18 protein-coding genes are annotated in these 23393 nt (G+C 59.7%); 6 read left to right on the top strand and 12 right to left on the bottom strand.

Translation table 11 applies throughout. The annotated features are described in order from the left end of the window. Positions 1 to 274: 274 nt before the first annotated feature. Together speB and panB are read left to right on the top strand one after the other, a co-directional pair. A complete protein-coding gene (gene speB / locus ACUZ79_RS00565; RefSeq protein ID WP_449250372.1) occupies positions 275 to 1162 on the top strand; it encodes an agmatinase in 888 nt (295 codons plus the stop codon). Further along, positions 1159 to 1992, top strand: coding sequence for a 3-methyl-2-oxobutanoate hydroxymethyltransferase (gene panB, locus ACUZ79_RS00560; protein WP_449250371.1), 834 nt, complete (start codon positions 1159 to 1161; stop codon positions 1990 to 1992). Before speB ends, panB begins: the two co-directional genes overlap by 4 nt. Positions 1993 to 2066: 74 nt before the next feature. On the opposite strand, the gene ACUZ79_RS00555 is transcribed toward panB, so the two are convergent. Together ACUZ79_RS00555 and ACUZ79_RS00550 are read right to left on the bottom strand one after the other, a co-directional pair. Then, positions 2067 to 5306 carry a DEAD/DEAH box helicase gene (locus tag ACUZ79_RS00555; RefSeq protein ID WP_449250370.1) on the bottom strand — a complete coding sequence of 1080 codons (3240 nt, stop codon included), beginning with the start codon at positions 5304 to 5306 and terminating at the stop codon, positions 2067 to 2069. 11 nt (positions 5307 to 5317) lie between these two features. Next, positions 5318 to 6010, bottom strand: coding sequence for an acyltransferase (locus ACUZ79_RS00550; RefSeq protein WP_449250369.1), 693 nt, complete (start codon positions 6008 to 6010; stop codon positions 5318 to 5320). Positions 6011 to 6261: 251 nt separating this feature from the next. Between ACUZ79_RS00550 and ACUZ79_RS00545 the strand changes: the two genes are divergently transcribed. Beyond that, positions 6262 to 6534, top strand: coding sequence for a FeoA family protein (locus ACUZ79_RS00545; protein ID WP_449250368.1), 273 nt, complete (start codon positions 6262 to 6264; stop codon positions 6532 to 6534). A gap of 83 nt (positions 6535 to 6617) precedes the next feature. On the opposite strand, the gene ACUZ79_RS00540 is transcribed toward ACUZ79_RS00545, so the two are convergent. After that, positions 6618 to 7802 (bottom strand): diguanylate cyclase, encoded by a 1185-nt coding sequence (locus ACUZ79_RS00540; protein WP_449250367.1) that lies wholly within the window; start codon positions 7800 to 7802, stop codon positions 6618 to 6620. Beyond that, positions 7799 to 10111, bottom strand: a complete 2313-nt coding sequence (gene feoB / locus ACUZ79_RS00535; protein ID WP_449250366.1) for a ferrous iron transport protein B — start codon at positions 10109 to 10111, stop codon at positions 7799 to 7801. Before feoB ends, ACUZ79_RS00540 begins: the two co-directional genes overlap by 4 nt. Positions 10112 to 10275: 164 nt before the next feature. Between feoB and ACUZ79_RS00530 the strand changes: the two genes are divergently transcribed. Beyond that, entirely contained in the window at positions 10276 to 10704 is a 429-nt protein-coding gene (locus ACUZ79_RS00530; protein ID WP_240825307.1) for a MarR family winged helix-turn-helix transcriptional regulator, read from the top strand. A gap of 85 nt (positions 10705 to 10789) precedes the next feature. After that, positions 10790 to 12022, top strand: coding sequence for a beta-ketoacyl-ACP synthase II (gene fabF, locus ACUZ79_RS00525; protein WP_240825305.1), 1233 nt, complete (start codon positions 10790 to 10792; stop codon positions 12020 to 12022). A 65-nt stretch (positions 12023 to 12087) separates the two neighbouring features. On the opposite strand, the gene ACUZ79_RS00520 is transcribed toward fabF, so the two are convergent. From ACUZ79_RS00520 to ACUZ79_RS00495, 6 genes are all read right to left on the bottom strand, one after another. Next, positions 12088 to 12996, bottom strand: coding sequence for an adenine nucleotide alpha hydrolase family protein (locus ACUZ79_RS00520; RefSeq protein WP_240825303.1), 909 nt, complete (start codon positions 12994 to 12996; stop codon positions 12088 to 12090). 93 nt (positions 12997 to 13089) lie between these two features. Continuing rightward, positions 13090 to 14328, bottom strand: coding sequence for a glycosyltransferase (locus tag ACUZ79_RS00515; protein ID WP_449250365.1), 1239 nt, complete (start codon positions 14326 to 14328; stop codon positions 13090 to 13092). After that, entirely contained in the window at positions 14328 to 15278 is a 951-nt protein-coding gene (locus ACUZ79_RS00510; RefSeq protein WP_192112614.1) for an aminotransferase class IV, read from the bottom strand. Before ACUZ79_RS00510 ends, ACUZ79_RS00515 begins: the two co-directional genes overlap by 1 nt. A 61-nt stretch (positions 15279 to 15339) precedes the next feature. Beyond that, entirely contained in the window at positions 15340 to 16386 is a 1047-nt protein-coding gene (locus tag ACUZ79_RS00505) for an aspartate-semialdehyde dehydrogenase (protein ID WP_449250364.1), read from the bottom strand. Between the two features lie 224 nt (positions 16387 to 16610). Beyond that, positions 16611 to 17975, bottom strand: coding sequence for an asparagine--tRNA ligase (gene asnS / locus ACUZ79_RS00500; RefSeq protein ID WP_449250363.1), 1365 nt, complete (start codon positions 17973 to 17975; stop codon positions 16611 to 16613). A 105-nt stretch (positions 17976 to 18080) separates the two neighbouring features. After that, positions 18081 to 18524, bottom strand: coding sequence for a DMT family transporter (locus ACUZ79_RS00495; protein WP_192112617.1), 444 nt, complete (start codon positions 18522 to 18524; stop codon positions 18081 to 18083). A 259-nt stretch (positions 18525 to 18783) separates the two neighbouring features. Between ACUZ79_RS00495 and ACUZ79_RS00490 the strand changes: the two genes are divergently transcribed. Then, positions 18784 to 19260 carry a hypothetical protein gene (locus tag ACUZ79_RS00490; protein WP_192112618.1) on the top strand — a complete coding sequence of 159 codons (477 nt, stop codon included), beginning with the start codon at positions 18784 to 18786 and terminating at the stop codon, positions 19258 to 19260. A gap of 252 nt (positions 19261 to 19512) precedes the next feature. On the opposite strand, the gene ACUZ79_RS00485 is transcribed toward ACUZ79_RS00490, so the two are convergent. Together ACUZ79_RS00485 and ACUZ79_RS00480 are read right to left on the bottom strand one after the other, a co-directional pair. Next, the gene (locus ACUZ79_RS00485; RefSeq protein WP_449250362.1) at positions 19513 to 22341 is read right to left on the bottom strand and encodes a transporter substrate-binding domain-containing diguanylate cyclase; all 2829 of its coding nucleotides are present in this window, start codon (positions 22339 to 22341) and stop codon (positions 19513 to 19515) included. A 135-nt stretch (positions 22342 to 22476) separates the two neighbouring features. Next, entirely contained in the window at positions 22477 to 23382 is a 906-nt protein-coding gene (locus tag ACUZ79_RS00480) for a DNA polymerase III subunit delta' (protein WP_449250361.1), read from the bottom strand. Between the last annotated feature and the right edge of the window lie 11 nt (positions 23383 to 23393).

Raw genomic sequence — 23393 nt, 5'->3', positions numbered from 1 at the left:
GCTGTGCAAGAAAATATTTTGTACAGTTTTGCGCCTTCCAGGCAGGGCGCAGGCACGTGGGGTTAAACATTTTTAACGCGCCCAGTGAGGGGCTGAAAAAAATTACCAATAAAAAGCAGCGTGTTATATGATTATTCGTATGCTGCTTTTTGTGGCACGGCCATTGCAGCTTGGAAAGTACCTTCCTTTCTTTTGCTGACAGTCTCCTCCAACCGAAACGGCCTGCCTCCCCAAGCGGGCCGTTTTTTTTTATGTCAAATCACGGCAGGATCACATGCAAGACAAGTTTCTGGCTTCTGAATATCCCCAGTCTGCGCCGGAGCAGGCAGGGTTTCACATTATCCCCGTTCCTCTGGAGCAGAGCGTTTCTTATGGCGGCGGCACGGTCAAAGGCCCGCAAGCCCTGCTTGCCGCATCCCACCAGCTTGAAGCCTGGGAATGCGGATTCGCACCTGGCGAGTCAGGTTTTTTTACCGCTCAGGCCGTGGACTGCGCTGGCCCCATAACCGACACGCTTGACCGCATAGAGGCCGCTGTGGCCCATGCCATTGCCTGCGAGGCAGTGCCTGTGGTGTTGGGCGGAGAGCATACCGTGACGCTCGGGGCCTTACGTGCGCTGGCCCAGCAGGCGGAAAAAACGGGCGAACCCTTTGGTGTTGTGCAGTTTGACGCCCACGCTGACCTGCGGCCCCAGTATGAGGGCAGCCCCTTTTCACACGCCAGCGTCATGTACCGTGCCGTGGCCGACCTCGGCCTGCCGCTCACGCAGTTTGCCGTGCGCGATTTCTGCCGGGAAGAAGCCGAGATCCGCAAGAAGTTCAACGTCACCCATTACGATGCCTACTTCCTCGCCCGCGTGGGCCTGCCGGAGCTGCCCCTGCCCGAGGATTTCCCCAAAAATATTTACATCACCTTCGATGTGGACGGGCTTGATTCGTCCATCATGCCAGCAACAGGAACGCCCTCGCCCGGCGGCATCAACTGGCGCGAGGCCCAGTACATGCTGGAACGCTGCGTGGCGGGCCGCCGCGTGGTGGGGCTGGACGTGGTGGAACTGGCCCCCATTGAGGGCCTGCACCATGCGGACTTTACGGCTGCCAAACTTACCCACCTCATCATGGGGCTGGCCCACGATGCCAATCAGAAGGAGGCTCAGTCATGAAGAATACCATAGTTACCTTCCGCGAGGGCAAAGGGCAGGAAAAGCTCGTCATGCTGACGGCTTATGATTACAGCACCGCACGGGTCATGGACATGGCCGGGGTGGATGCCCTGCTTGTGGGCGATTCGCTGGGTATGGTCATGCTGGGCTATCCCGACACGCTTTCCGTCACGGTGGACGACATGGTGCGCCACTGCGCCGCCGTGGCACGCGGTGCGCAAAAGGCCCTTGTGGTCTGCGACATGCCCTTTATGAGCTACCACGTTTCTGTGGAAGATACCGTGCGCAACGCCGGGCGGCTCATGACTGAAGGCCGCGCCCAGGCGGTCAAGCTTGAAGGCGGTGCGGAATTTGCCGCAGAAGTGCGGGCGCTGACGCGGGCCTCCATTCCCGTCATGGGGCATCTTGGCCTTACGCCGCAATCAGTGAACGCTTTTGGCGGGTTCAAGGTGCAGGGCAAAAGCATGGCTGCGGCCCAGAAACTGCTGGACGATGCCCGCGCCCTGCAAGAAGCCGGGGCTTTCGCCCTGGTGCTGGAATGCGTGCCCGCGCCCCTGGCCGAGCGCGTGACCCAGGCCCTGTCCATCCCGGTTATCGGCATCGGCGCTGGCGCTGGCTGCGATGGGCAGGTTCTTGTGTGGCAGGATATGACGGGCATGACCTTGAGCCACCTGCCGCGCTTCGTCAAACGCTTTGGCGAAGTGGGCGCAAGCCTGCGCTCGGCGGTGGAGGCCTATGCGCGTGAAGTGCGCGCGGGCGCGTTCCCCGGTGAGGATCACGTCTACCCCCTGCCGGAAGGTATGGAAAAGACACTGAAAAAATTGAAGTAACTCTGTCTTTCCACAGAGATCTGAAAGCAAGACGCCCGCGATCACGGGCGTCTTGCTTTTTCCGGCTGGTAGTTTCAGCGCCGGTGAAAATCCACAGGAACACGCACGCGGGAGCCTGCCTTGTTGCTGAACAGCAAGAAGCCCTGCTCCAGACCGTGCAGATAGAGGCGGCGGGTGATGTCCACATCCTTGCGGCAATACGTGGCGATATCTTCCAGCCTTCCCTCCTTCCACCATTGCAGGGCTTGCAGACCGTCGGCGCTCTTGGGTTCGCCCAGGGTGGCCTGCCCCAGATTGTCCAGTGGAAGGCGGTAGTTCAGGCGTTCGTACACGCGCTGTAAAAGATCAAGGCTGGGCAGGGTGCGCAGATCAAAGGGCGCAAAGGGCGAGAGCACGGCGTAGTCAAAGCGCAGGCTGTTGAAGCCGACCACAAGGTCGCTCGCGTGCAGGCGCTCGAACAATGCGGGCAGCTCCTCCTGCTGGTAGGAGAAATAGTCGTCCGCCTTGCTGTCGTAGGCCACGGCAACGCTCACGCCCATGCGGTCGGCCCTGTTCCAGCCGCCCACCTCGGCGGCGGAACGCCGGGTTTCCACGTCAAAGACCACAAAATTTTTTGGCGGCGGCACGGGAATGTGCGTCAACAGGCCTGCGGCGTCAAAGGTCTTTGTCCCTTGAGCGTCCGGCGCGCTGCTGGCCTCCCTCTGAGGCGTGGGGGCGCTGCCGCTGGAGCCGGACTGTGCAAGACCATTAGCGCCGAACAGGCTGTTCTGGTTGTCCGGCGCGGAGTGCTTTTTGCTCATGGATTCTTCCTCCATTGCAGTGTGCGCGGCTTCGGGCTGGCTGCCTTCATTGATGAAATCCAGGGCCGAAACCGCAGGCCGGGGCGCTGCCGCCAGGGCAGAGGCTGCGTCCAGAGATTCCATATCCAGCCTCTCTGGGGCGGGGCTGATGCGCAGATCGCGGCACAGGGCCTCGCCTTCTGAGCCGGGGGCCAGCATTTCGCGCAGCAGTTCCAGCGCGCCGATTTTGCTGATGGGCCTGTTGCCGGAGCCGCACTTAGGCGAATGCACGCAGGAGGGGCAGCCGTCCTCGCAGGGGCAGGCGGCAACAGCCTTGAAGGTCGCTTCCAGCAGGCCCCGCGCATCGGGAAAGGCCTGACGCGTCAGGCCCGCCCCACCCGGGAGGCCGTCATAAATGAACACTCCCGACAGCCCGGTCTGGGCATGCAGCGGGGTGGAAATGCCACCAAAGTCGTTGCGGTCGGCCATGATGAGCAGGGGCAGCAGGCCGATGGCAGCATGCTCAAGGGCGTGGATGGAGCCCATGTAGTGCAGAAAACGTTCTTCCAGCGAGGCACGGATGCTGTCTGGTATGATGTACCACAGGCCCTCGGTTTCAAAAACCTGCGGCGGCGCGGCAAGCGGCGTGATGGTGAGCAGGCGGTTGCCCGAGGTGGAGCGCTTTTCATAGCCGGTCACGGTGTCGGTGATGCGCAGGCGCCCACGGCAGACAAGCACGCGGCCCAAGGATACGCGCTCGACTTCTTCAAGGATATCCGTGCTTTTTTGGCCGCGCGTGCGCGTAAACCATGAGACCTTGGCGGCCTTGGCCACAATGCGGGCGCGGGCCGGGTCCATCTCTTCAATCACATAGCTGCGGCCCCGGTGCAGGTAAACAGCGCCGGGGTGCGTCTCCTGCCATGCGCGAAAGCCATCCACCGAGCCGATGATCTGGCCGTCCTGATCTTCAATGCTGAAGGTCTGGCCTGTGCCGCGCAAATCCACATGCCGCTGGGGCCGCTTGCGGGCGGCCAGCAGTTGGGTGCCGTCCGCCGATTGCAGCAATAGTCCCTTGGCGTTGAGCGCGCGGGCGGCGGCGCGGGCAGCAGGGCTTGCCAGCATGGCTTCACCGGGGGTGAGGGGCATTTCTGCCGCCGCACACTCCAAATGACGGGTCAAAATGACCTCGTTGTCCGGGTTGACCACGGCTTTTTCCGCAGGGCGGCTGAAAAAATCTTCGGGATTGCGGGCAAAATACTGATCCAGCGCATCCTCGCCCGCCACCACGATAACGGCGGATTCCTGTTGGGCGCGGCCTACGCGCCCGCCGCGTTGCAGGGTGGCCATGACCGTGCCGGGGTAGCCCACAAGGATGCACACGTCCAGCCCGCCAATGTCTATGCCCAGTTCCAGCGCGCTGGTGCTGACCACGGCCAGCAACTCGCCCGAGGCCATGCGGGCCTCGATGCCCCGTCTTTCCTCTGGCAGAAAGCCAGCGCGATAGGCGGAGATTCGCTCGGAAAATACGCCAGATTGTCCGGCCCACAGGCTGATAAGTTCTGTCATGCGCCGTGAGCGGCAGTAAACTATGGTGCGCAGGTTGCGGGCCAGCGCCGCCTTGAGCAGGTCGATGGCGGCTGTGGCAGGGCTTTGCTCCGGATTGAGAAAAACAAAGTGCCGTGGCCCCTGCGGCGCGCCGGACTGGTCAATAACCACTGGCGCATCCGCTCTGCGGGCGGCAGGAGCGGAGGACGGGGCCTGCGCCGGAGAATCCAGGCCTGTGGCAAGGGCAGGCGCGGCGGGAGCCTCCGTGCCGGTCAGCGCAGCCGCCAGCTCGCCGGGATTGCCCACGGTGGCCGTGCACAGCACATAGACGGGCCGCGCGCCGTAGCGTCCGGCAATGCGGTTGAGCCGCCGGAACACCTGGGCCATGTGCGCCCCGAACACGCCCCGGTAGGTGTGGGCTTCGTCCACAACCACATGGCTCAGGCCAGCCAGAAATTCCGCCCACTGTTCGTGGTGGGGCAGAATGCCGAGGTGCAGCATCTCCGGATTGCTGATAAGTACCGTGGGCGGATTGCGCCGGATTTTGCGGCGAAAATGGTCGGTGGTGTCGCCGTCATACAGGGCGGCTGTGGGACGGGCCTCCTTGGGCCAGCCTTCCACCAGGGCGTTGAACGCGCCAAGCTGATCCTGCGCCAGAGCCTTGAGGGGGAAGAGATACAGGGCGCGGGCGTCACGGTCGCGCAGGTAGCGGTCGAGCACAGGCAGGTTGTAGATAAGGCTTTTGCCGCTGGCCGTGGGCGTGGCCGCAACAATGGAATGCCCGGCGCGGATGTGGTCTGTGGCAAGCGCCTGATGGCTGTAAAGCTCGTGGATGCCGCGCTGCTCCAGGGCACGGCTGATGGCAGCGGGCCAGGGCAGGCGCGTGGGCGCGTGGCATGGCTCCACTGGCGGAAAGAGCTTGTGGCACGTGACCTGCGCACCCAGCTTTTCCGACGCCAGCAGCGCCGTAATATATTCCCCCACCGACACCGTGCAGCGACCTATTCCGCAGTGACGGGCTGCTGCGCGCTTTCGCCGGGCTTAAGGCAGCGCAGCACGCGGGCGGGCGAGCCAGCGGCAAGGCAGAAGGGCGGCACGTCGCGCGTGACCACGCTGCCAGCGCCGATGATGGCACCCTCGCCAATGGTTACGCCCTTGAGGATAAGGCAGTTCATGCCAATCCACACGTAGTCGCCAATGGTTACCGGGCGGTCGCCTTCCATGCCGGGTTCTGTGGCGCGGGCTTCCGGTGGCCAGTGGGCGTGAAAGTCGGAATCCACCACAATACAGTTGGGGCCTACCATGACCTGACGCCCAAGGCGTATGACCTTGGAGCGCGCGGTGATGGACGTGCCGCTCAACTGGCAGCCGGGGCCGATTTCAATGCTGGCTCCGGGGCCAAAGGTGCGCAGACGCACGGGATGGGCCAGCGCGGCCGCCGTGCCCCGCCGCCAGGAAGAAATGAGGCTTGCACCAGCGCCAATGCTCATGCGGCTGCCCGGCCAGCGCAACAAGCCCACAGGCCCGTGTGCCGACACGCCAGCGCCCACCTCCACGCCCAATGCAAACGCTTTGAGCCGCAGGCGCAGGGTTCCCCAGAACGCGCCGTTTACGCGCATGATCTGCAAACACAAATAGCTTATGACGTTGGAGGGGGTGAGGCCCCGTTCCAGAACTTTTTTCAGGATGCTCATGGCTTGTCCGTTGTTGACGTGTGCCGGAAAGGGCGTGGAGGCAAGCGGCCCTCCCGCTGCAAGGCATCATGCCAGAGTCGGGCCATATGGTCGAGTGGAGCGCTGGAGCGTTCTGCGCCGAATTGGGGTGTGGCGCGCTCACCGCGATTGCGGAGGCCTATTTTCTTGACGGCAGGGGGAATGATCGATAAATTGAAATTGAATGTTATTTTTAAATAAGCAGGTTTTTTAAAAGGTCTCCCGGAGGCGCAATGGATTCAGTCATTCCTCTCACGTCCCTCAAAGTGGGCGAGGTGGCGCGTATTGTCAGCATCAATGCCAGGGGCGAGCTTGCGCGGCGCATCCGCGATATGGGGCTGGGTTCGGGCATGCCTGTTTCTGTGGTGGGCTATGCGCCCCTGCGCGACCCATTGGCCTTGCGCTGCGCAGAAGTAACCATTGCCCTGCGCCGCAGGGAGGCCGGGGCCATCATGGTGCAGCCCGCTGTTTCTGGTGCTGACGGAATGTCAGCCGCACAAGGATAGGCTGCACAGGCATATGCTGACATGTGACAGTCTTCAATTTTTATGGGGCCAAGAAAGATGGAACAACCTCAGCTCCAAAATAGTCATGAAGCCTGCCCGTAAACGCAGGTGCGGTTGCGGCCTGCGGCCTTGGCGGCATAGAGGGCGGAATCTGTCTGCCGCACCAGCATCTGGCTTTCTTCCTTCTGCTCCTCCAACGGCCTAAGGCTGCTCACTCCCAGGCTGACAGTCACCAAGTCACCCACGGGCGAGCTGGGGTGGGGCAACTGCTCCCGTTCTACCTCAGCATGCACGCGGGCGGCCACGGCCTGCGCTGTCGCAACATCCGCACCGGGCAGCAGCAGGGCAAACTCCTCCCCGCCATATCGCGCGCAAACATCCGTGGAGCGCGCCGCCCGGCTCATGGCGGCGGCAATGCGGCGCAGGCATTCATCCCCGGCCTGATGCCCCAGGCTGTCATTGTAGCGTTTGAAGGTATCCACATCCAGCATGATAAGCGCCAGCGGCGTGCCGCTTTGCAGGGCATGCAGCCACAGGGAATGCAGCTTGTCGTCAAAGGCGCGGCGGTTGCCCACGCCGGTGAGGCCGTCCACCAGCGACATTTTTTGAAAATGGTCGTGCTCCGAGGCAAGTTTTTGCGAGCGCACAGTGGCGAGCGACAGGTAGGTTCCAAGATTTTCTAGCGCTGCCGATATGTTGTGCAGTTCGGTGATAAAGCTGTGTTTGGGCGGCTGGCTGGCGGAACCTGTGCCCAACTGGTTGAGAAAAACCATGATACTTTGCAGCGGGCGCGCAAGATGCAGGCGCAACAGGCCGAAGAGCAGGACCAGCCCCGCGCCCAGCAGCAGAAAGCCCATGAGCAGGCGGTTTTCAAATTCGTGCGCCAGCGTGACCGTGCGGCGCAGTTGCAGCAGCATGTCGTCAGTTACTGGCTGTGCCGTTGCCAGTTCCGCTATGGCGGCTGAGAGTTCCGCCAGAGCGGCGCTGGCCTCCGGCTCCGCTGGCTTCGCGGTCAGTGAGGGCAAGGTAGCCAGTGCGGCCTTTGCGCCTCGCAGGCGCGCCATGTTGCGGCTGTCGGTCAGTTTGTCGCTCTCGGCCAGGGTCATGAAAAGCCCGTAGGTTCGGGTTCCGGACACGCTGACCTCGCGCGCCATGCTCATAAAATAGAAAAAACTGGCGGTAAAAAGCAGGGCCATCACCGTGAGCCCCAAGGCAATATATGCGCGTATGCCCATGCCATGTGCGCGCCCTGTACGTTTGATCATCATGCGTCCATCCAGAAAAAGCGGTACGTCTGGTACACGCCCACGGCCATGCCAAAGGCCAGCAGCGTGTTGAAGGCAATGCTGAAGGCCACCCACTTCCAGCTTCCCGACTCCTGCCGGATGACAACCAGAGTGACAAAGCAGGGGGCGTAGAGCATGACAAAAACGAGCAGAGCCAGGGCCGTGCCCTGATTCCACGTTGGGTCTGCGCGCAGCAGTTCCGCCAGCGAGGCCGGATCTTCAGGGTCTTGCTCCCCAAGGGCGTATGCCGTGCCCAGTGTGGAAATGATAGCTTCCTTGGCGGCGATGCCGCCGATAAGGGCCACATCGGTGCGCCAGCTGAAACCCGCGTAGGATGTTGCGCCTTCAAGCCATGTGCCAAGGCTCCCGGCAAGGGTGTGGCGCAGGCGTTCGGCATCCAGTTCTTCCTGCACTTTTGCAAGGGCTTCTTCCTGACTGGCGCGTGCTCCCGCAGGCAGGTCTTCGCGTTCAAGTCCTGCGCTCAGGCGGGCTATTTCGTTTTCAAAGGGCAGGGCCGTTTGCGGATCAAGAGCCGGAAATGTCATGGCCGCCCAGATCAGCATGGACAGCGGCACAAGCACCGTGCCCGCCTTTTTGAGGTACATCCAGGTGCGCTCCCAGCAATGGATGCAGATGCCGCGCACGGTGGGCATGCGGTAGGGCGGCATTTCCATGACCAGAGGAGTCGCTTCGCCGCGCAAGACGGTTCTGCGCAGCAGCAGAGCCACGCAAAAGGCCAGCACCCACGAGAGCATGATGATGGCAAACATCATGTTGGCGGCATTGTGCGGAAAAAACGTGCCCACCAGCAGCAGATATACGGGCAGTTTGGCCCCGCAGGCCATATAGGGCAGGGTGAGCATGGTGGCCAGTTTTTCCTTGGGGCTGCGCATGGTGCGGGTAGCCATGACGCCGGGAATGGCGCAGCCGCCCGCAATGCCGCCGGAGATAATATAGGGCATCACCGAGGCGCCGTGCAGGCCGAAAAACTGGAACACGCGGTCGGCAATATAGGCCATGCGCGCCATGTAGCCGCTGTCTTCCACAATGGCGATGAGCGCAAACATGATAAGCACCAGCGGCACAAAACTGAGCACCCCGCCCACGCCTGCGATCACGCCGTCAACCAGCAGGGAGGAGAGCAGGCCTTCTGGCAGTGTGCCCCGCACAGCGCCAGCCAGCGCGCTGAACGCACCCTCCAGCCAGCCCTGCGGGTAGGAGCCAAGAACAATGGTGATCTGAAACATGGTGTAGAGTACGCCAAGCATGATCAGCGCGCCCCACACCGCATGGGCCAGTACGCGGTCGAGCCTGTCGGAGAGGCTGAGGCGGTGGCGATCGCCGGTTTTGACAACGCAGGCGGCGGCAATCTTGCGTACAAAGGCGCTGTGCCCATCTGCGATCAGGCCTTCGGCATCGTGACCAATGCTGCTCAGTTCGCCCTGCACAAATCGGCAGACCTGGGCCATGTCTGCGGCAAGGTCTGCATCCTCCGCCTGCAAGGCCGCAACGGCTTCCGCATCATTTTGAAGCAGGCTCAGTGCCAGCCAGCGCGGTGCGCAGTGGGCATATGGAAAGGATGTCATACCTTTGCTTGCCGCAATGCGTTTTTCCATGGTTTCCAGTATGGGGTCGAGCAGCGGGCCGTAGCTTATGCGCAGGGCAGGGCCATAACTCTCGCTGGGCGAAGCTGCGGTAATGCCATGCTGCTGGCGGCTGTTTTCTGCATCAAGGGCAACCTGGCGCGCCGCAGAAAGGGCCTCGCGCAGGCCATTGCCAGAGGTGCCGACCGTGGGCACGGCGATGGCTCCCATGCATTCCGACAGTCGCAAAAAATCAATGCTGATGCCAGCTGCCCGCGCCTCGTCCATCATGTTGCAGGCAATGACCACGGGCAGGCCCATCTCGCGCAACTGGGCCGTAAGCAGCAGCCCGCGCTCCAGAATGCCCGCGTCCACAACGTTGATGACCGCCTGCACCGCTCCGCCCAGCAGCACGTTGCGCGCCACCACCTCCTCCTGCGAATAGGCGGAAAGCGAATACGCGCCGGGCAGATCCACAAGTATGATCTCCTGCCCTTCGTGGCGAATGAAGCCTTCTTTCTTTTCAACGGTTACGCCGCTGTAGTTGCCCACATGCTGGTGCGCGCCTGTGAGGGCATTGAAAACTGTGGTCTTGCCGCAGTTGGGATTGCCCGCGATGGCAAGCCGCAGGGAATAGGCCAGGCCGCCGATGAGCGTACGGGCATTGCCGCCACGCGCCCCGACAGTTGCGGAAAGGGATTCCGGCATGCTGTGCGCTCCTGTCATCGCCGCACCGGAACAGCCGGGGTGGCTCAAGTTGAATGGAATTGAAATCTATTTTCAAATTATAGCGAAGTCAAGCGTCGCGCCCAGTATTGACATGCGCCATGCATCGAATAATATATGTATATACATGAAAGTGCGGAGTACCCATGCAACTGCCTTGTCTCTTTCTCCAAATCCGAAAGGCGGATCGGCAACTCAATCAGCTTTACGGCAATTATCTGGCGCGCAAGGGAATGCGTATGACTCAGTATGGTTTGCTGCGGGCTATTGCTGGTCTGGAGGAGCCTTCGATAACGGAGATTGGTCGGGTTTTGGGCATTGACCAGACAACTGTGACCAGAAATGTGGAAAAGCTGGAAAAAATGGGGCTTGTTGCGAGTGCCCCAGGCCCGGCGGATTCACGCAAAAAGATCATGCAGTTGACGACCCTTGGTACAGACCGCCTCAAAGAAGCCCATCCTCATTGGGAAGAGGCGCAGCAGCTTATGATTTCAGAATTGGGGGACGATGATGTCCAGGAGTTGCTGCGACTGTTGCTCAAGGTTTCCCGTATTGCAGAGAAAGACAGCGCCTAGCGCATGCTGCAATTCGTGCGAGTATTTGGGCTTTGTGCATCTATATTCATGTATATACATATAAATTAACAGGCCAGGAGACGCCATGCGTAAAGTAGTTGTAACAGGCTTTGGGGTCATATCTTCTTCAGGAAACGACCCTGAAACCATGTGGAAGAACATCAGTTCCGGAAAATCCGGCATCAGGTATATGGACGACTCTGCGTTTGATGAATCCCCGGTGAGAATCGCCGGAAAGGTGGACGGGTTTTCGGCAGAAACATATTTTTGCGCAAAAGACGCAAAAAAATACGACAAATATATCCAGTTTGCCGTTGCTGCGGCCGTGCAGGCAGTGGAGATGTCCGGGCTTGAAGGTGCTGATTGGGATCCGGAACGTGCCGGGGTTTATGTGGGGTCTGGTATTGGCGGCATAGAAACGATCATGAAAAATCATGAAGCCTTTCTGAACAAGGGCGCACGGCGGGTTTCGCCTTTCATGATTCCCATGATGATCGTCAACATGGCTTCGGGCGTGATCGCCATCAGGACGGGCTTCAAAGGGGCGAACTATGCGCCTGTGTCCGCTTGCGCCACGGCCAACAATGCCATCGGCGAGGCTTTTTTAAGCATTGCGTACGGTCAGGCGGATGTCATGCTGGCAGGTGGGAGTGATGCGGGCATTCAGCCGTTTTTGCTGGCGGGTTTTTCCAGCATGAAGGCTCTTTCAACCCGTAACGATGAGCCGGAACAGGCCAGCCGCCCTTTTGACAGCGGGCGTGACGGCTTTGTCATGGCAGAGGGCGCGGCTGTGCTGCTGCTGGAAGAAGAGGAACATGCGCGCCGCCGTGAGGCGACAATCCTTGGCGAAGTAGTTGGATACGGTGCAACGTGCGATGCAGGGCATATCACGTCGCCAGACTTTCAGGGCGGAGCGCGGGCCATGGAAATCGCCATCAAACAGTCCGGCGTTCCTGTGGCCGAAATTGGCTACATCAATGCTCACGCCACAGGGACAAAGGAAGGCGACCGATCTGAAGCCGCAGCAATCAGGAGCGTTTTTGGCGACAGCCTGGAAACGCTCAAGGTCAGTGCCACCAAGTCCATGACGGGGCATCTGTTTGGGGCGGCTGGCGGCATAGAAGCCATCATTACTCTTGAGGCTCTGCGGCATGGGCTGCTGCCGCCGACAACAAATCTGGATGTACCGGATGCGGAGTGTGATATTCCGCACGTCTGCAACAAGGCCGAGCAGACGTCCACCCGTTACGCGCTCTCCAACTCTTTTGGTTTTGGCGGGCATAACGCTTCGCTCGTCTTTAGGAAATATGAAAGATAGACGGTTGGAAACGCACGAAACGGCCCGGCAGTTGCCGGGCCGTTTCGTGCAAAGTGATGTCCCCTCTAGCCCTCGTCAAGCAGTGCGGAGCGGATGCGGCACACGCCGCAACGGTCGCCGGAAGATGTGGGGTAGCCGCATTCCGTGCACGGGGCCAGCTCCAGGCCTTCCTCCGCCTCTCGGCGGGCAAAGACGGGCCGCCCGCGCGAAAGAAAACCCTGATAGAAATCCAGCTTGCGGCCCGGCATGGCGGCCTCGAGGTTCTGCATCAGCCCCTTGAGCGTGGTGAAGCTCGCGCCGGGGCTGTACGGGCAGGGGGCGTAGTGGTTTTCTATGCCCATAAGAAAGGCGTAGTTGGCCGTTTCAAATTCCGAAAGCCGCCACAGGGGCTTAACCTTGCGCGAAAAGCCGTGTTCGCTCTCCAGCCGTGGCCCCTGATCTGAAAGATAGGAGGTATCCCAGCGCAGGGTGTTGCTGAAAAGACGGGCCACTTCGTCGTCCAGGTTGTGCCCGGTGGCGAGGGCGTCAAAGCCTTCGTCCAGGGCGACCTTGTTGAAGAAATGGCGTTTGATCTTGCCGCAGGCCGAGCAGATGGGGCGGTGCAGCCTTTCCTTGACCAGCGGGATGGACAGGCCTTCTGCGGCCATTTCCTTGACCATCAGCTTGAGGCCGTGCTTGGTGCAGAAGCGTTCAACCACGCCGCGCGCAGCAGCGGAAGAAACCGGAATGTCCAGATCAATGTGCAGACCGGTCACGTTATAGCCCTGGCGGGAGAGTTCGAGCATGAGCGCCAGGGAATCCTTGCCGCCAGAAAGGGCCACCAGCACCCTTTCATCACGGGTGAACAGCTTTTGGCCTTCAATGCCGCGTTCTACCTGGCGGGCAAAAAAATCCTTGTAACAGTCAGGGCAAAAGGCGGCGTTGTGGCTGCGCAGGGCCACCACGGCCTCGGCTTTGCAGATTTTACATTTCATACGGTTCCTGTATGTGTTTGCGGTATTGTCCCACGTTCAGGCGGCATGCTGCTGCCACTGGCGCGGAGCGCGCTGATGATCGCTGGTTGTTTATTACTGTTGCGGGGCTTGCGGCTGCCCGCTTTTTTCGAGCCAGCCAAGCTGGCTGCACCAGCTTTCGTGCCGGGTGCAGGTTGCAAGGGCAAAGGATTCATGGCTCAGGCCGGGGCGCAATGCGTTGCCCGCTTCCACAATACGGCGGCGCTGGGCTGCATCTGTCATGACGTTTATCATGCATTCGGCCAGCGACTGCGGATTGTTTTCTTCAAACATGCAGGCGGCATCGGGGGCGGCGGCAAGCCGCTGCTCGTGCAGGGCGCTCTGTCCGCAGATGACGGGCGTTTGGGACGCCAGCCCAGCCCCGAGTGTTTCCGGCAGTTCGTCCGGCGCGGAGCCGGGCGCTATCCAGGCATGGCAGGTGCGCAGCAGGTGCGGCAGGCTCTGCTCGTTGAGCAGGCACAAGCGCGACTGAACGCCCAGTGATTCCGCCTCGTCCAGTACTTCCTGAAAGCGGGGGCCCCCCCCGGCGGCGCGTACTTCCCATGCGGGCAAATCACGGCGCTGCCAGATGGCGGCCATGGCCCGGATGACAATATGCGCGCCCGAGCGGGGCGTGAGGGCTTCGCCCATGCAAAAAACAAAATGCTGGCCCTCTGCTGGCTCTTCGGGCCATTCGGGCGCAGGTTCAAAGCCTTCAATGTTCATGCCCGGCGCTGCCAGCGTGAGCGTATCGTCCGTCAGGGGCAGCGCGCGGTTTTTGGGGCCGCGCCAGGGCGTTTCGCCCTCGGTGATGCCGCTGGCTTTGGCGATGCGGTCGCGTACATAGGTGGAGCCGCAGAGTATTTTGTGGGCTGCCAGCATTCCCTTGCCAAAGCAGACTTCCGGGCGCGGCGCGCGCAGCAGAAATGCATGGCTCAAAAGGGTGGAGGACGGGGGACGCATGGTCAGCACCCGGCGGCCAAGGGGCATGCCGCTTTCGCCAAAGGTCTGCACCAGCAGGTGCTTGTGCTTACGCTGCCAGAGCCACAGGCGCATGAAATCCATTGGCCCGCCTGCCGTGAGTATGGGCAGGTTCAGCGCGGCGGCGCGGCGGTGCAGTCGTGAATTTTTCTGACACAGCAGCATGGGGGCCAGCCTGCCGCCGTCACGCATGGCGCAGGCCAAGGCCAGCGCGTGGTCTTCTTCCAGCCGGGCAAGGCGCATGGGTGCGCCCTGTTCTGTCCAGTGGCGCTGCTCTTCAGGTGAGGCGGGTCCGTCAGTGGTCTGTTGCAGGGCAATAAGCAGAACACGCATCAGAGGGGTGCGCCTTTTTTCAGCATATAGTCCAAAAGAACATCCTTGAGCCACAGGGCCACAGGGCCGGGCTTGCCAGCATGCGCGCCGTGCCCCACGGGCTTGCCGTCAAAATGGGTGATGCCCACGCAAAGGGTGGAGCTGGTGAACAACAGCATTTCACTGGCGCTGTCTATGGCTGCGCGGGGAATGGGCATCTGCACGACAGGCATGCGTTCTGCGGCGACTTCCATGGCGGCCAGCAGGGTGGTGCCCGGCAGAATACGTCTGATTTCAGGGCAGAGTAGGCGGCCCTGCGCGTCCACAAGGCCCACGTTGGCCACGGCCGCCTCGCCCATGATGCCGTTCTCGTCAAAGGTTACGGCCACGTCCATGCCCTTCTGGCGGGCTTCCATGGCCATGAACACATTGGGCAGATAGTTGGTATTCTTGATGCGGGCCAGATATTCCTGCTTGGGCGGGATGGCGCTGGCAAAGGCTGTGAGGCCTTTTTCATAGAAGGCCGCCGTGGGCAGGGCCTTTTTGAGGGCCACAATGTACAGGCCAGCCTGAGGGCATTCGGCGGGTGAAATGCCGAATCCGCCGGGGCCTCGGCTCAGAAAAACGCGCAAGTCGCCATTGTCCACGCCTGCGGCAAGGGCCACATCAAGTATGTGTTGGCGCAGGGCTTCCCATGTGCAGGGCGGCGTGATGGAAAGGGCCGCAGCGCCGTCCACCAGACGGGCCAGATGCGCGTCCAGCCCGAAAATTGTGCGCTGGCGAAAACTGATGCTTTCAAAAAGGCCGTCGCCGCGATGGCAGATATGGTCATCAAGGGGCAGCAGCAGAAGACGTGGGTCAGTGCAGATATGCCCCACCCGGTGGTCATAAAAAGCGAGAACCTGCTCCGACCCTGGCCGGGGCGCGGAAAGCAGGGCCTTGAGATATGTTTCAGCGTCTACAGCTTGCACCGCAAAGGCCTCCAAAGCGCATGGGCGCGCGGGTCTGCGAAACCCGCGCGCCCGCAGGCAATTACTTCAGGAACACGTTTTTGTCGGTCACGCGCAGCAGGTCGCGCTTGATCAGTTCTTCACCAATCTGCACGGCGTTGAGGGCTGCGCCCTTGCGCACGTTATCGGCCACAATCCAGAGGTTCAGGCCATTTTCAATGGTTTCGTCCTCGCGGATGCGGCCCACGTAGGTTTCATCCTCGCCCACGCAGTAGGAGGGCATGGGGTACATGAGTTCGCGGGGATTATCGACCACGCGCACGCCGGGAGCCTGCGAAAGCATGACGCGGGCATCCTTGGCTGTGAGTTTCTTTTCGGTTTCAATGTTCACCGATTCGGCGTGGCAGTAGAACACCGGCACGCGTACACAGGTGGCCGTAACCTTGACCGAAGGATCTTCAAATATTTTGACGGTTTCATGAACCATCTTCATTTCTTCCTTGGTGTAGTCGTTATCAAGGAAGACATCGATATGCGGCAGTGCGTTGAAGGCAATGCGGTAGGGATAGGTATTGCATTCCGGGTCGCGTCCGTTGAAAAGGTCGCGCACCTGGCGTTCCAGTTCTTCAATACCCTTCTGCCCGGTACCGGAAACCGCCTGATAGGTGGAAACCACAACGCGCTTGATTTTGACGGCGTCGTGCAGGGGTTTGAGCACCACCAGCATCTGGATGGTGGAGCAGTTGGGGTTGGCAATGATGCCGTTGTGCCCCTCAAGGGCGTGGGCGTTGACTTCCGGCACCACCAGGGGGCAGCGGTAGTCCATGCGCCATGCAGCGGAATTGTCCACCACCACGCAGCCAGCCTTGGCCGCATGCGGGGCAAATTTTTGCGAAGTGCTGCCGCCGGCGGAAAAAATGGCCAAATCAATGCCCTCAAAGACATCTTCTTTAAGCTCTTGCACGGTCAGCTCTTTGTCGCCATACGGCACCTTGGTGCCCGCAGAACGGGCGGACGCAAAGGCGCGTATTTCAGTGGCGGGAAAGTCCCTTTCGTGCAGGGTCTTGAGCATTTCACGGCCTACGGCGCCTGTGGCGCCTACAACGGCTACAGTCAGCTTCTTGCTCATGGTATTTCGCTCTCCTTGGGCGATGGGCGGTGGCTCGATGCCTCCAAAAAGGTGAGCGCGTACTATACGCGGCAAAAAGGCAAATGTGAAGGGCATGACGGCCCCGCTACGGCGCTGTCTCGGGCTTTTTTGCGCTTTTTGCGGTTGGCGGTACTGGAGGGTTAAAAAAGCCAGCCCGCTGCTATCGCAACAGGCTGGCTGAAAGGGATGCAGCCGAAATCGCTCTAAAATTCCAGATTGCCCGGTGTACGCGGGAAGGCAATGACGTCGCGGATGTTGGTGATGCCGGTCAGCATCATAAGCAAACGCTCAAAGCCAAGGCCAAACCCGGCATGGGGCGCTGTGCCGAAACGGCGCAGATCCATGTACCACCAGTAATCTTCCGGATTCTGGCCGAGTTCCTTGATGCGGGCGGTCAGGCGGTCAAGGCGCTCCTCGCGCTGCGAACCGCCGATGAGTTCGCCGATACGCGGCACCAGCATGTCCATGGCGGCAACGGTCTTGCCGTCTTCGTTTTGGCGCATATAGAAGGCTTTGATTTCCTTGGGGTAATCATACACAGCCACAGGCTTTTTAAAATGCTCTTCAGCCAGGTAGCGTTCGTGCTCGGTTTGAAGGTCCGTGCCAAATGAAACAGGGAAGGCAAATTCCTTGCCGCATTTTTGCAAAATTTCCACGGCTTCCGTGTACGAAACGCGGGCAAAGGGCGCAGCCACCATGCCCTTGAGGCGTTCAATAAGGCCCTTGTCCACAAAGCTGTCAAAGAGCTTGAGGTCGGATTCGCAGTGGGCGAGGGCGTGCTCGATCACGTGCCGGGTAAGGCTTTCGCCCAGTTCCATGAGGTCTTGCAGGTCGGCAAAGGCCATTTCCGGCTCGATCATCCAGAACTCGGCGGCGTGGCGCGGCGTGTTGGAATTTTCGGCGCGGAAGGTGGGGCCGAAAGTGTACACGCGCCCAAGGCCCATGGCGAGGGCCTCGGCCTCAAGCTGGCCGGAAACAGTCAGATTGCACTGGCGGCCAAAAAAGTCGGCGGCTACATCCTTGTCGCCGGGTTCAAGACTGGTGACGCGGAACATTTCGCCCGCACCCTCGCAATCCGCTCCGGTGAGCACCGGCGTATGCACCCATGAAAAACGGCGGCTCTGGAAAAACTGATGCACAGCCTGACCCGCTTCGGAACGGATGCGAAAGGCAGCGCCGTACTTGTTGGTGCGGGAGCGCAGGTGCGCAATTGTGCGCAAAAATTCGTCAGAATGGCGTTTTTTCTGCAAAGGGAAAGTTTCGGGATCCGCCAGGCCGAAAACAGTAACGCTCTGCGCCCTGATTTCCCACAGCTGCCCCTTGCCGGGCGAGGCCACAAGTTCGCCCGTAACGCTGATGGCGGCACCCGTGGCGGCCTGATCAAGTTGCTCGTGGGCGGTGGTGCCCGCGTCAACAATGCACTGCATGTTGCCGAGGCAGGAGCCGTCGTTGACCTCCACAAAGGAAAATTCCTTGGCGTCGCGGCGGGTGCGGATCCAGCCGCAAATGGTGATGGAGGCTTGAGACGCGGTCGCTGCCAGGGCGTCTATGATAAGGGTTCGTTGCATGGCATGTTCCTTGTGATGCGGCAATTTGCAGATACTGTAGCCCTTAGTGCGGCACAGCTCAAGATGGCGCGCGCAGTGAAAGCCCCGTGCTGGGTTCTGCTTGCGTTAAAATACCCGCACGAGCCATGCGCCCGCAAAAAGCAGGGCAATGCCCGCTAGGCGTAGTGGTGAAACGGGGTGTTCTGGAAAGCCCACAAGGGCATAATGGTCAAGCAGCACAGAGGCCACCAGCTGGCCCGACAACATGACGGCGGTCATGGTGGCAGCGCCCAGCCGGGGCGCAAGAAAGATTGTGCAACTTACAAAAATTGCGCCAAGCACGCCTCCTGTCCACATCCACCACGGAACAGCGGAAAGCTGAGAAATGGAAGGCCATGTGTGGCGTGCCGCCAGGCTGTATACCCACAGCGCCAGCGTACCCACGGCAAATGAAACAAGTGCGGCTTGCATGGGTTCGCCCAGAAAGCGCCGCAACAAGGTGTTTATTCCCGCCTGCACCGGGAGGCAGCAACCGGCGCCAAATGCCAGCAGTAAAAGAATGTGCTTCATAAAAAAATCCTTTGATCGGTGTCATTACCCCGATGGGCTTGAGTGCGGCAATATGGCGGCAGGCAAGGCAAACCGGGGCAGGGCGCGGACTATATACATCTTTGCCAGTTTGCGCATGAAAAAATACCTGCTTCACCTTTTTCTAAAGATTATATAGAATGGATCAAGGTCAAGAACAAATCAGTTTCCTGCGGGCCTTCCGGTGGCCTTGCCCCGGCATTCGCTGACAGCGGGTATATTCTGAAATTGAGGGATAGGCATGAAAAAATTTTTTGGCGTTTTTACCCTGATATGCATTCTGGCGCTCACGGGCGCGGCCTTTGCGGCTACCCCACAGGCTGGCAAACCCGTACAGGACAAGCCAGAAAAAACCGTTGACCGCGTGACCACGGTCAGCGTGTCGCTGGAAGGCACAGACAGCATTGGCGCGCGCCTCGGCACCAAGCTCAAGGAGCGCTTCAACCAGAGCAGCCTGTTCACCCTCAATGATGATGAAGAAAAAGACATTCCCAAGCTCTACGTCATGGTGAGCACTCAGCCTGAATTTGCCGGTCGCCCCGCTGTGGGGTCCGTGTATTCGGTATGCTGGGTGTTCAAGCAGGGCCGTGGTTACCTTGGCTATCTGCTGGCCCGGGATCTTGGCACGGCGAGCGTGGAAGATGTGGACGGTCTGGTGGACAAACTGGTGGAACGTACTGACGGCATAGCCGCCAAGTACAGCAGTCTGTGGAAGTAACAAAAGTCCATGCTTGGAGCTTGCAGCAACATGCTGACGAGCGTTGAGAATGGTGAATTTTATCGGCTGACCTGACGGCTCGAACCAGAGCCGGGAGTGTAGGCTGAATCGAACAAGCTTCCTTCCAACCCCGCGCGCGCCGAAATTTGTGGCGCAAATAAAAAGGCTTCCCACGTGGCGGGAAGCCTTTTTATTTTATGGTGAAAAAAAGATGCAGCCCAAAAGTCCATTGCAGAAATTATATCGTCAGCCTTAGCTGCTTTGCTTGGACGTGTCCGTTTCGTCAGTCCAGGCTTCTGCGGTTTCATCATAAAAGCGGTAGCAGTTCTTGCCAGCCTGTTTTGCCAGATACTGCGCATTGTCCGCGCGGTGCAAGGCTACGTCGTATGACGCTTCGGTGCCGTCAAAGAGATAGATGCCTATGCTGGTGGTGATCTCTACACTCTGTCCATCATGCTCAATAAATTTGTGCAGTTCTAAAAGCAGGGCCTCGGCCCGCTCCTTAAGTGCCGCGCGTGTGATGTCCCTGACAAAAACGCAGAATTCATCGCCCCCAAAACGGCCCACAGCATCAGCGTTGCGAAAGATGCGTTTGAGGGCATCGCTGGCTTCAAGCAGGGCGGCATCGCCCCTGACATGCCCAAAGGTGTCGTTGATCAGCTTGAAATTATCCAGGTCAAGGAACAGGAGCGCATCAGTTCTGTCTTGCTGCGGTTTTGCAGGCATGGCTGCGCAGATTTTGTCGCGGAAGGCGGTCTTGTTCAGCAGGTCAGTCAAACTGTCTCGCTGGGTGCGGCGCTCAAGCTCGGCGCGGCGCCTCACTTCTTCATCAATATCAACAATTTTACCCACAAGGCGCAAGGGGGCGTCTTGTTTGCTGATGCGTGTGGCCTGCACGCGGCACCAGATGTAGCGCCCCTCGGCAGTAGGGATGCGCATGACTGCAAAAGCGGTGGGGTTGCCGCTGCGGATGCGCCGCCGCAGTTCGTTGAGGGCGGGCAGGTCTTCAGGATGGATGATATGCCTGTTGGTTGGGCGGCCGGTTTCGTTAAAGAGGGGCGTGGCCTCCCTGCCGAATTTCAGCAAAAAGTTGGGCGAACAGCGGAACTGGCGTTTTTCTGTATCCACATCGAAAAAAATGTCCTGCGACTGCTCAAGCAGAATCCGGTAGCGCTCCTTTTCCTGCTCAAGTTCTTCCTGCATGCGTTTTTGCTCGGTGATGTCCACCACTACGCAATCAATGGAGCGGTGAGACTTCTCATCGCCGGAAAATGTGCCGCGCAACAGCAGGGGCAGCCATTGACCATCCTTGTGGCGAAGCCTCAGTTCCATGGTGTTTGTCACAGGGCCGCTTTTTTTGTCTGCAAGCATGTCCATCAGTTTTTTTGTGTCGTCAGCGTGCAACAAATCAATAAACGCGGTAGTCTGCGGTTTGTCGGCCTCGTAGCCGAGCAACTGCCAGAATCCGTTGTTGGCATCAAGAATCTGTAATGGAAGCTGTGTAGATATGCTGATGACGCCGCCGTTGATGTTGTCGGCGATGTGGGCAAGGCGCTGCTCGCTGGCGATCTGGTTGGACAGGCTTTTGCGGCGAAGGTGCAGGGCGTAGGCAACAAGAGCCGAAACAAAGAGCATCAGCTCGGCTACAACCATCAGCAGCGAGCGGTTTTCATACACAATATCCGCCAGTGTCGGCGGAGTCGCTGCCGCTGCGATATTGCTGGAAATAATCTGGGTTCGGCTCTTTTCGTCAATGGTCAGCAAGAGGTTGTTCAAAATGCCCAGCAACATATCGGGCAACCCCGGCCGGATGGTCAGGCGCGCTTCTTCAATATCGCTGTAGCTGGTGACAGGATTGAATTCGCTGAAACGCGGAGAACTCGTAAGGTTGTTGAGCACCATGGAGTTGCCCAGAACAGCGTGGGCTTCGCGGCGGCCCGTGGCTGTCAGGCACGCTTCCTCATCAGAAAAAAGCTTGATTACCGCATTGGGAAACATGCGGGAGGCATACTCTGTCGCATTATAGACATTCGCGGGTACAGCCAGTGTGAATAATGACTGTTGCTCCAGTTTGACATCTGGCTTGGCGTATAGATACAGGCTGCTGCGCGTCAGCGGCGCGGTCAGGCGAAAATCCTTGTGCGATTGAAGGGCTGAAGAGGTAAACGAACCAAAGGCCATATCCAGCTTGTTCTGGGTATAGGCATCGGTAAAATTTGCGGGGCGTACAGCATAAGGCTCAAAAGTAACCTGCAAACCGCTGCGCGCCGCTGCATCCCGCAGGATATCGGGGAGGATGCCACGTGCGTTTCCGGTCATAGGATCCTGCCACGAATAGGGTTTGCGGTCAGGATCATAGCCCACGCGCAGGGGCGGCTGCTGGGCAATGTAGGTCAGCTCCGCCCGTGAAAGCGGCGTCTGAAACATGCGCGGAAGGTACGTGCGGCCCAGGCGATACTCCAGATCGGGCTGCTCCATCTTGAGCTGCACCATCGCCTGCTCAAGTTCCTGTATAAGTTTTGGGTTTTTGTGCGAACCTATGTAGAAAAAAGGCGTGAGCTTGCACTTTGCCAGAATTTTTTCGTCATTCCTCAACGAGAGTACAGTTTCAAGAATGGCGTCCACCTGGCCGGAGTGCATGGCTTCCCGCAGTTCTTCCCTGCCGGGGTACTCCACAATGGTGGGCATTGTGCCGCCGCGCTGCCTGATAAAGTCGGTAAAGTCCTTAAGCCATATGGGATTGCCCAGGCTCCCCACGCGTAATTGCGCGAGGCTTTCCAGATCATCGTAAATAACCGGTGAATCAGTGGGGGCCAGAATGGCCGTATAGGAAGTGCCGCCAGCGTATGCGCAGTAGAGATACTGCCGGGCGCGTTCAGCCGAATACCGGGCGGGCGTGCAGATGTCGACCTCGCCATTGTCCAGCGCGGCCAGGCAGGCGGCCCAGTCTTTTTCAACAACGTAAACTATGTTCCATCCCGTATAGCGGGAGAGCTGGGTCAGATAGTCGGGAATGTACCCCACAACCTGCCCATCTTCTACGCGGTTGAACTGCGAAATGGGGGGGAGCGCCACACGCACGGTGCGCTGCTGATCAGCTAAAGCTGGATGAACAGTGATCTGCAACGGGCACAATAAGGCAAAGCAGAACAGGAGCGTAAGAAGGAAAAAATGCCTGTTGCCCATATGCCTTAACCCAGTGGCGCAGAACGCCTGTTACGATTGACCCGCCATACGCCGCAAGGCAAAAAGCCGGGCCGCCAGCGCCTCAAGAATTCTGGCCGGAGTAACGCCGTAGTTCAGGGCATCCTGAGCTTCAGCAAACCATTGGCAGGCTACCGCGCGGGCCTTGCCGCGCAGGCCAGCCAGAGCCGTATCCAGCGGGCGCGCCGGGTCTTGCCTGTCTGACAGTATCCTGCTCATGGCCTTTTGGCAGCACAGCAGCAAACGGGTTGCCCCTGCTGGGTCGATGGCTCCCTTGGCAGCAACACGGTCAAAAAAACCTTGCCCCTGAACAAGAAATTGCGCAAGGGCGTCTTCCCAGGGGCGCATGTCTTCATCATCGGCGCGGCTGTCAGGCCACGGCAGCGTGAGGCAGAATGAGCGGGAAACCAGGGTGGGCAAGAGCTGTTCGCGCTGGGGCGCAAGCAGCACGAAGACAGTGGTGCTTGAGGGTTCTTCCAGGGCCTTGAGCAGGGCGTTGGAAGCTTCGTCGCGGGTGAGGCTGAGCCCCATAAGTATAACAACCCTGCGTCCCTGTCCGTGCGGAGCATCCCGCAGGCGAACCTTGAGTTCGCGCACGCGTTCCATGTTGAACGCACGGACAGGGCCAGGGTTTTCTTCATCTTCACGGTTGCTTATGCGACCGTCATATGCTGCCAGATCCAGATGCTCGCCAGCGGCAATCTGCATGCACACGGGGCAAGTCAGACAGGGCGCGCCCGAGGTTTCCGCCTGCGGGCAGTTGACGCGTGCCGCCCAGTAACGAGCCGTATCAAGGCGCTGGGCCTCGCTGCCGCCCTCAAGGAGCAATACCTGCGGCGGAGTCGCACCCAGATTGTCGAGTACGCTCTTCAGCCGGTCAAAGGCGGCATCAGTTATGGCGGGCAGCAGGGTGTTCATGACCTGTAAGG

The sequence above is a fragment of the Desulfovibrio faecalis genome (genome assembly GCF_053570625.1).
Note: the sequence above shows the minus strand (reverse complement) of the source record. Positions and strands in the feature narration are given on the sequence as shown.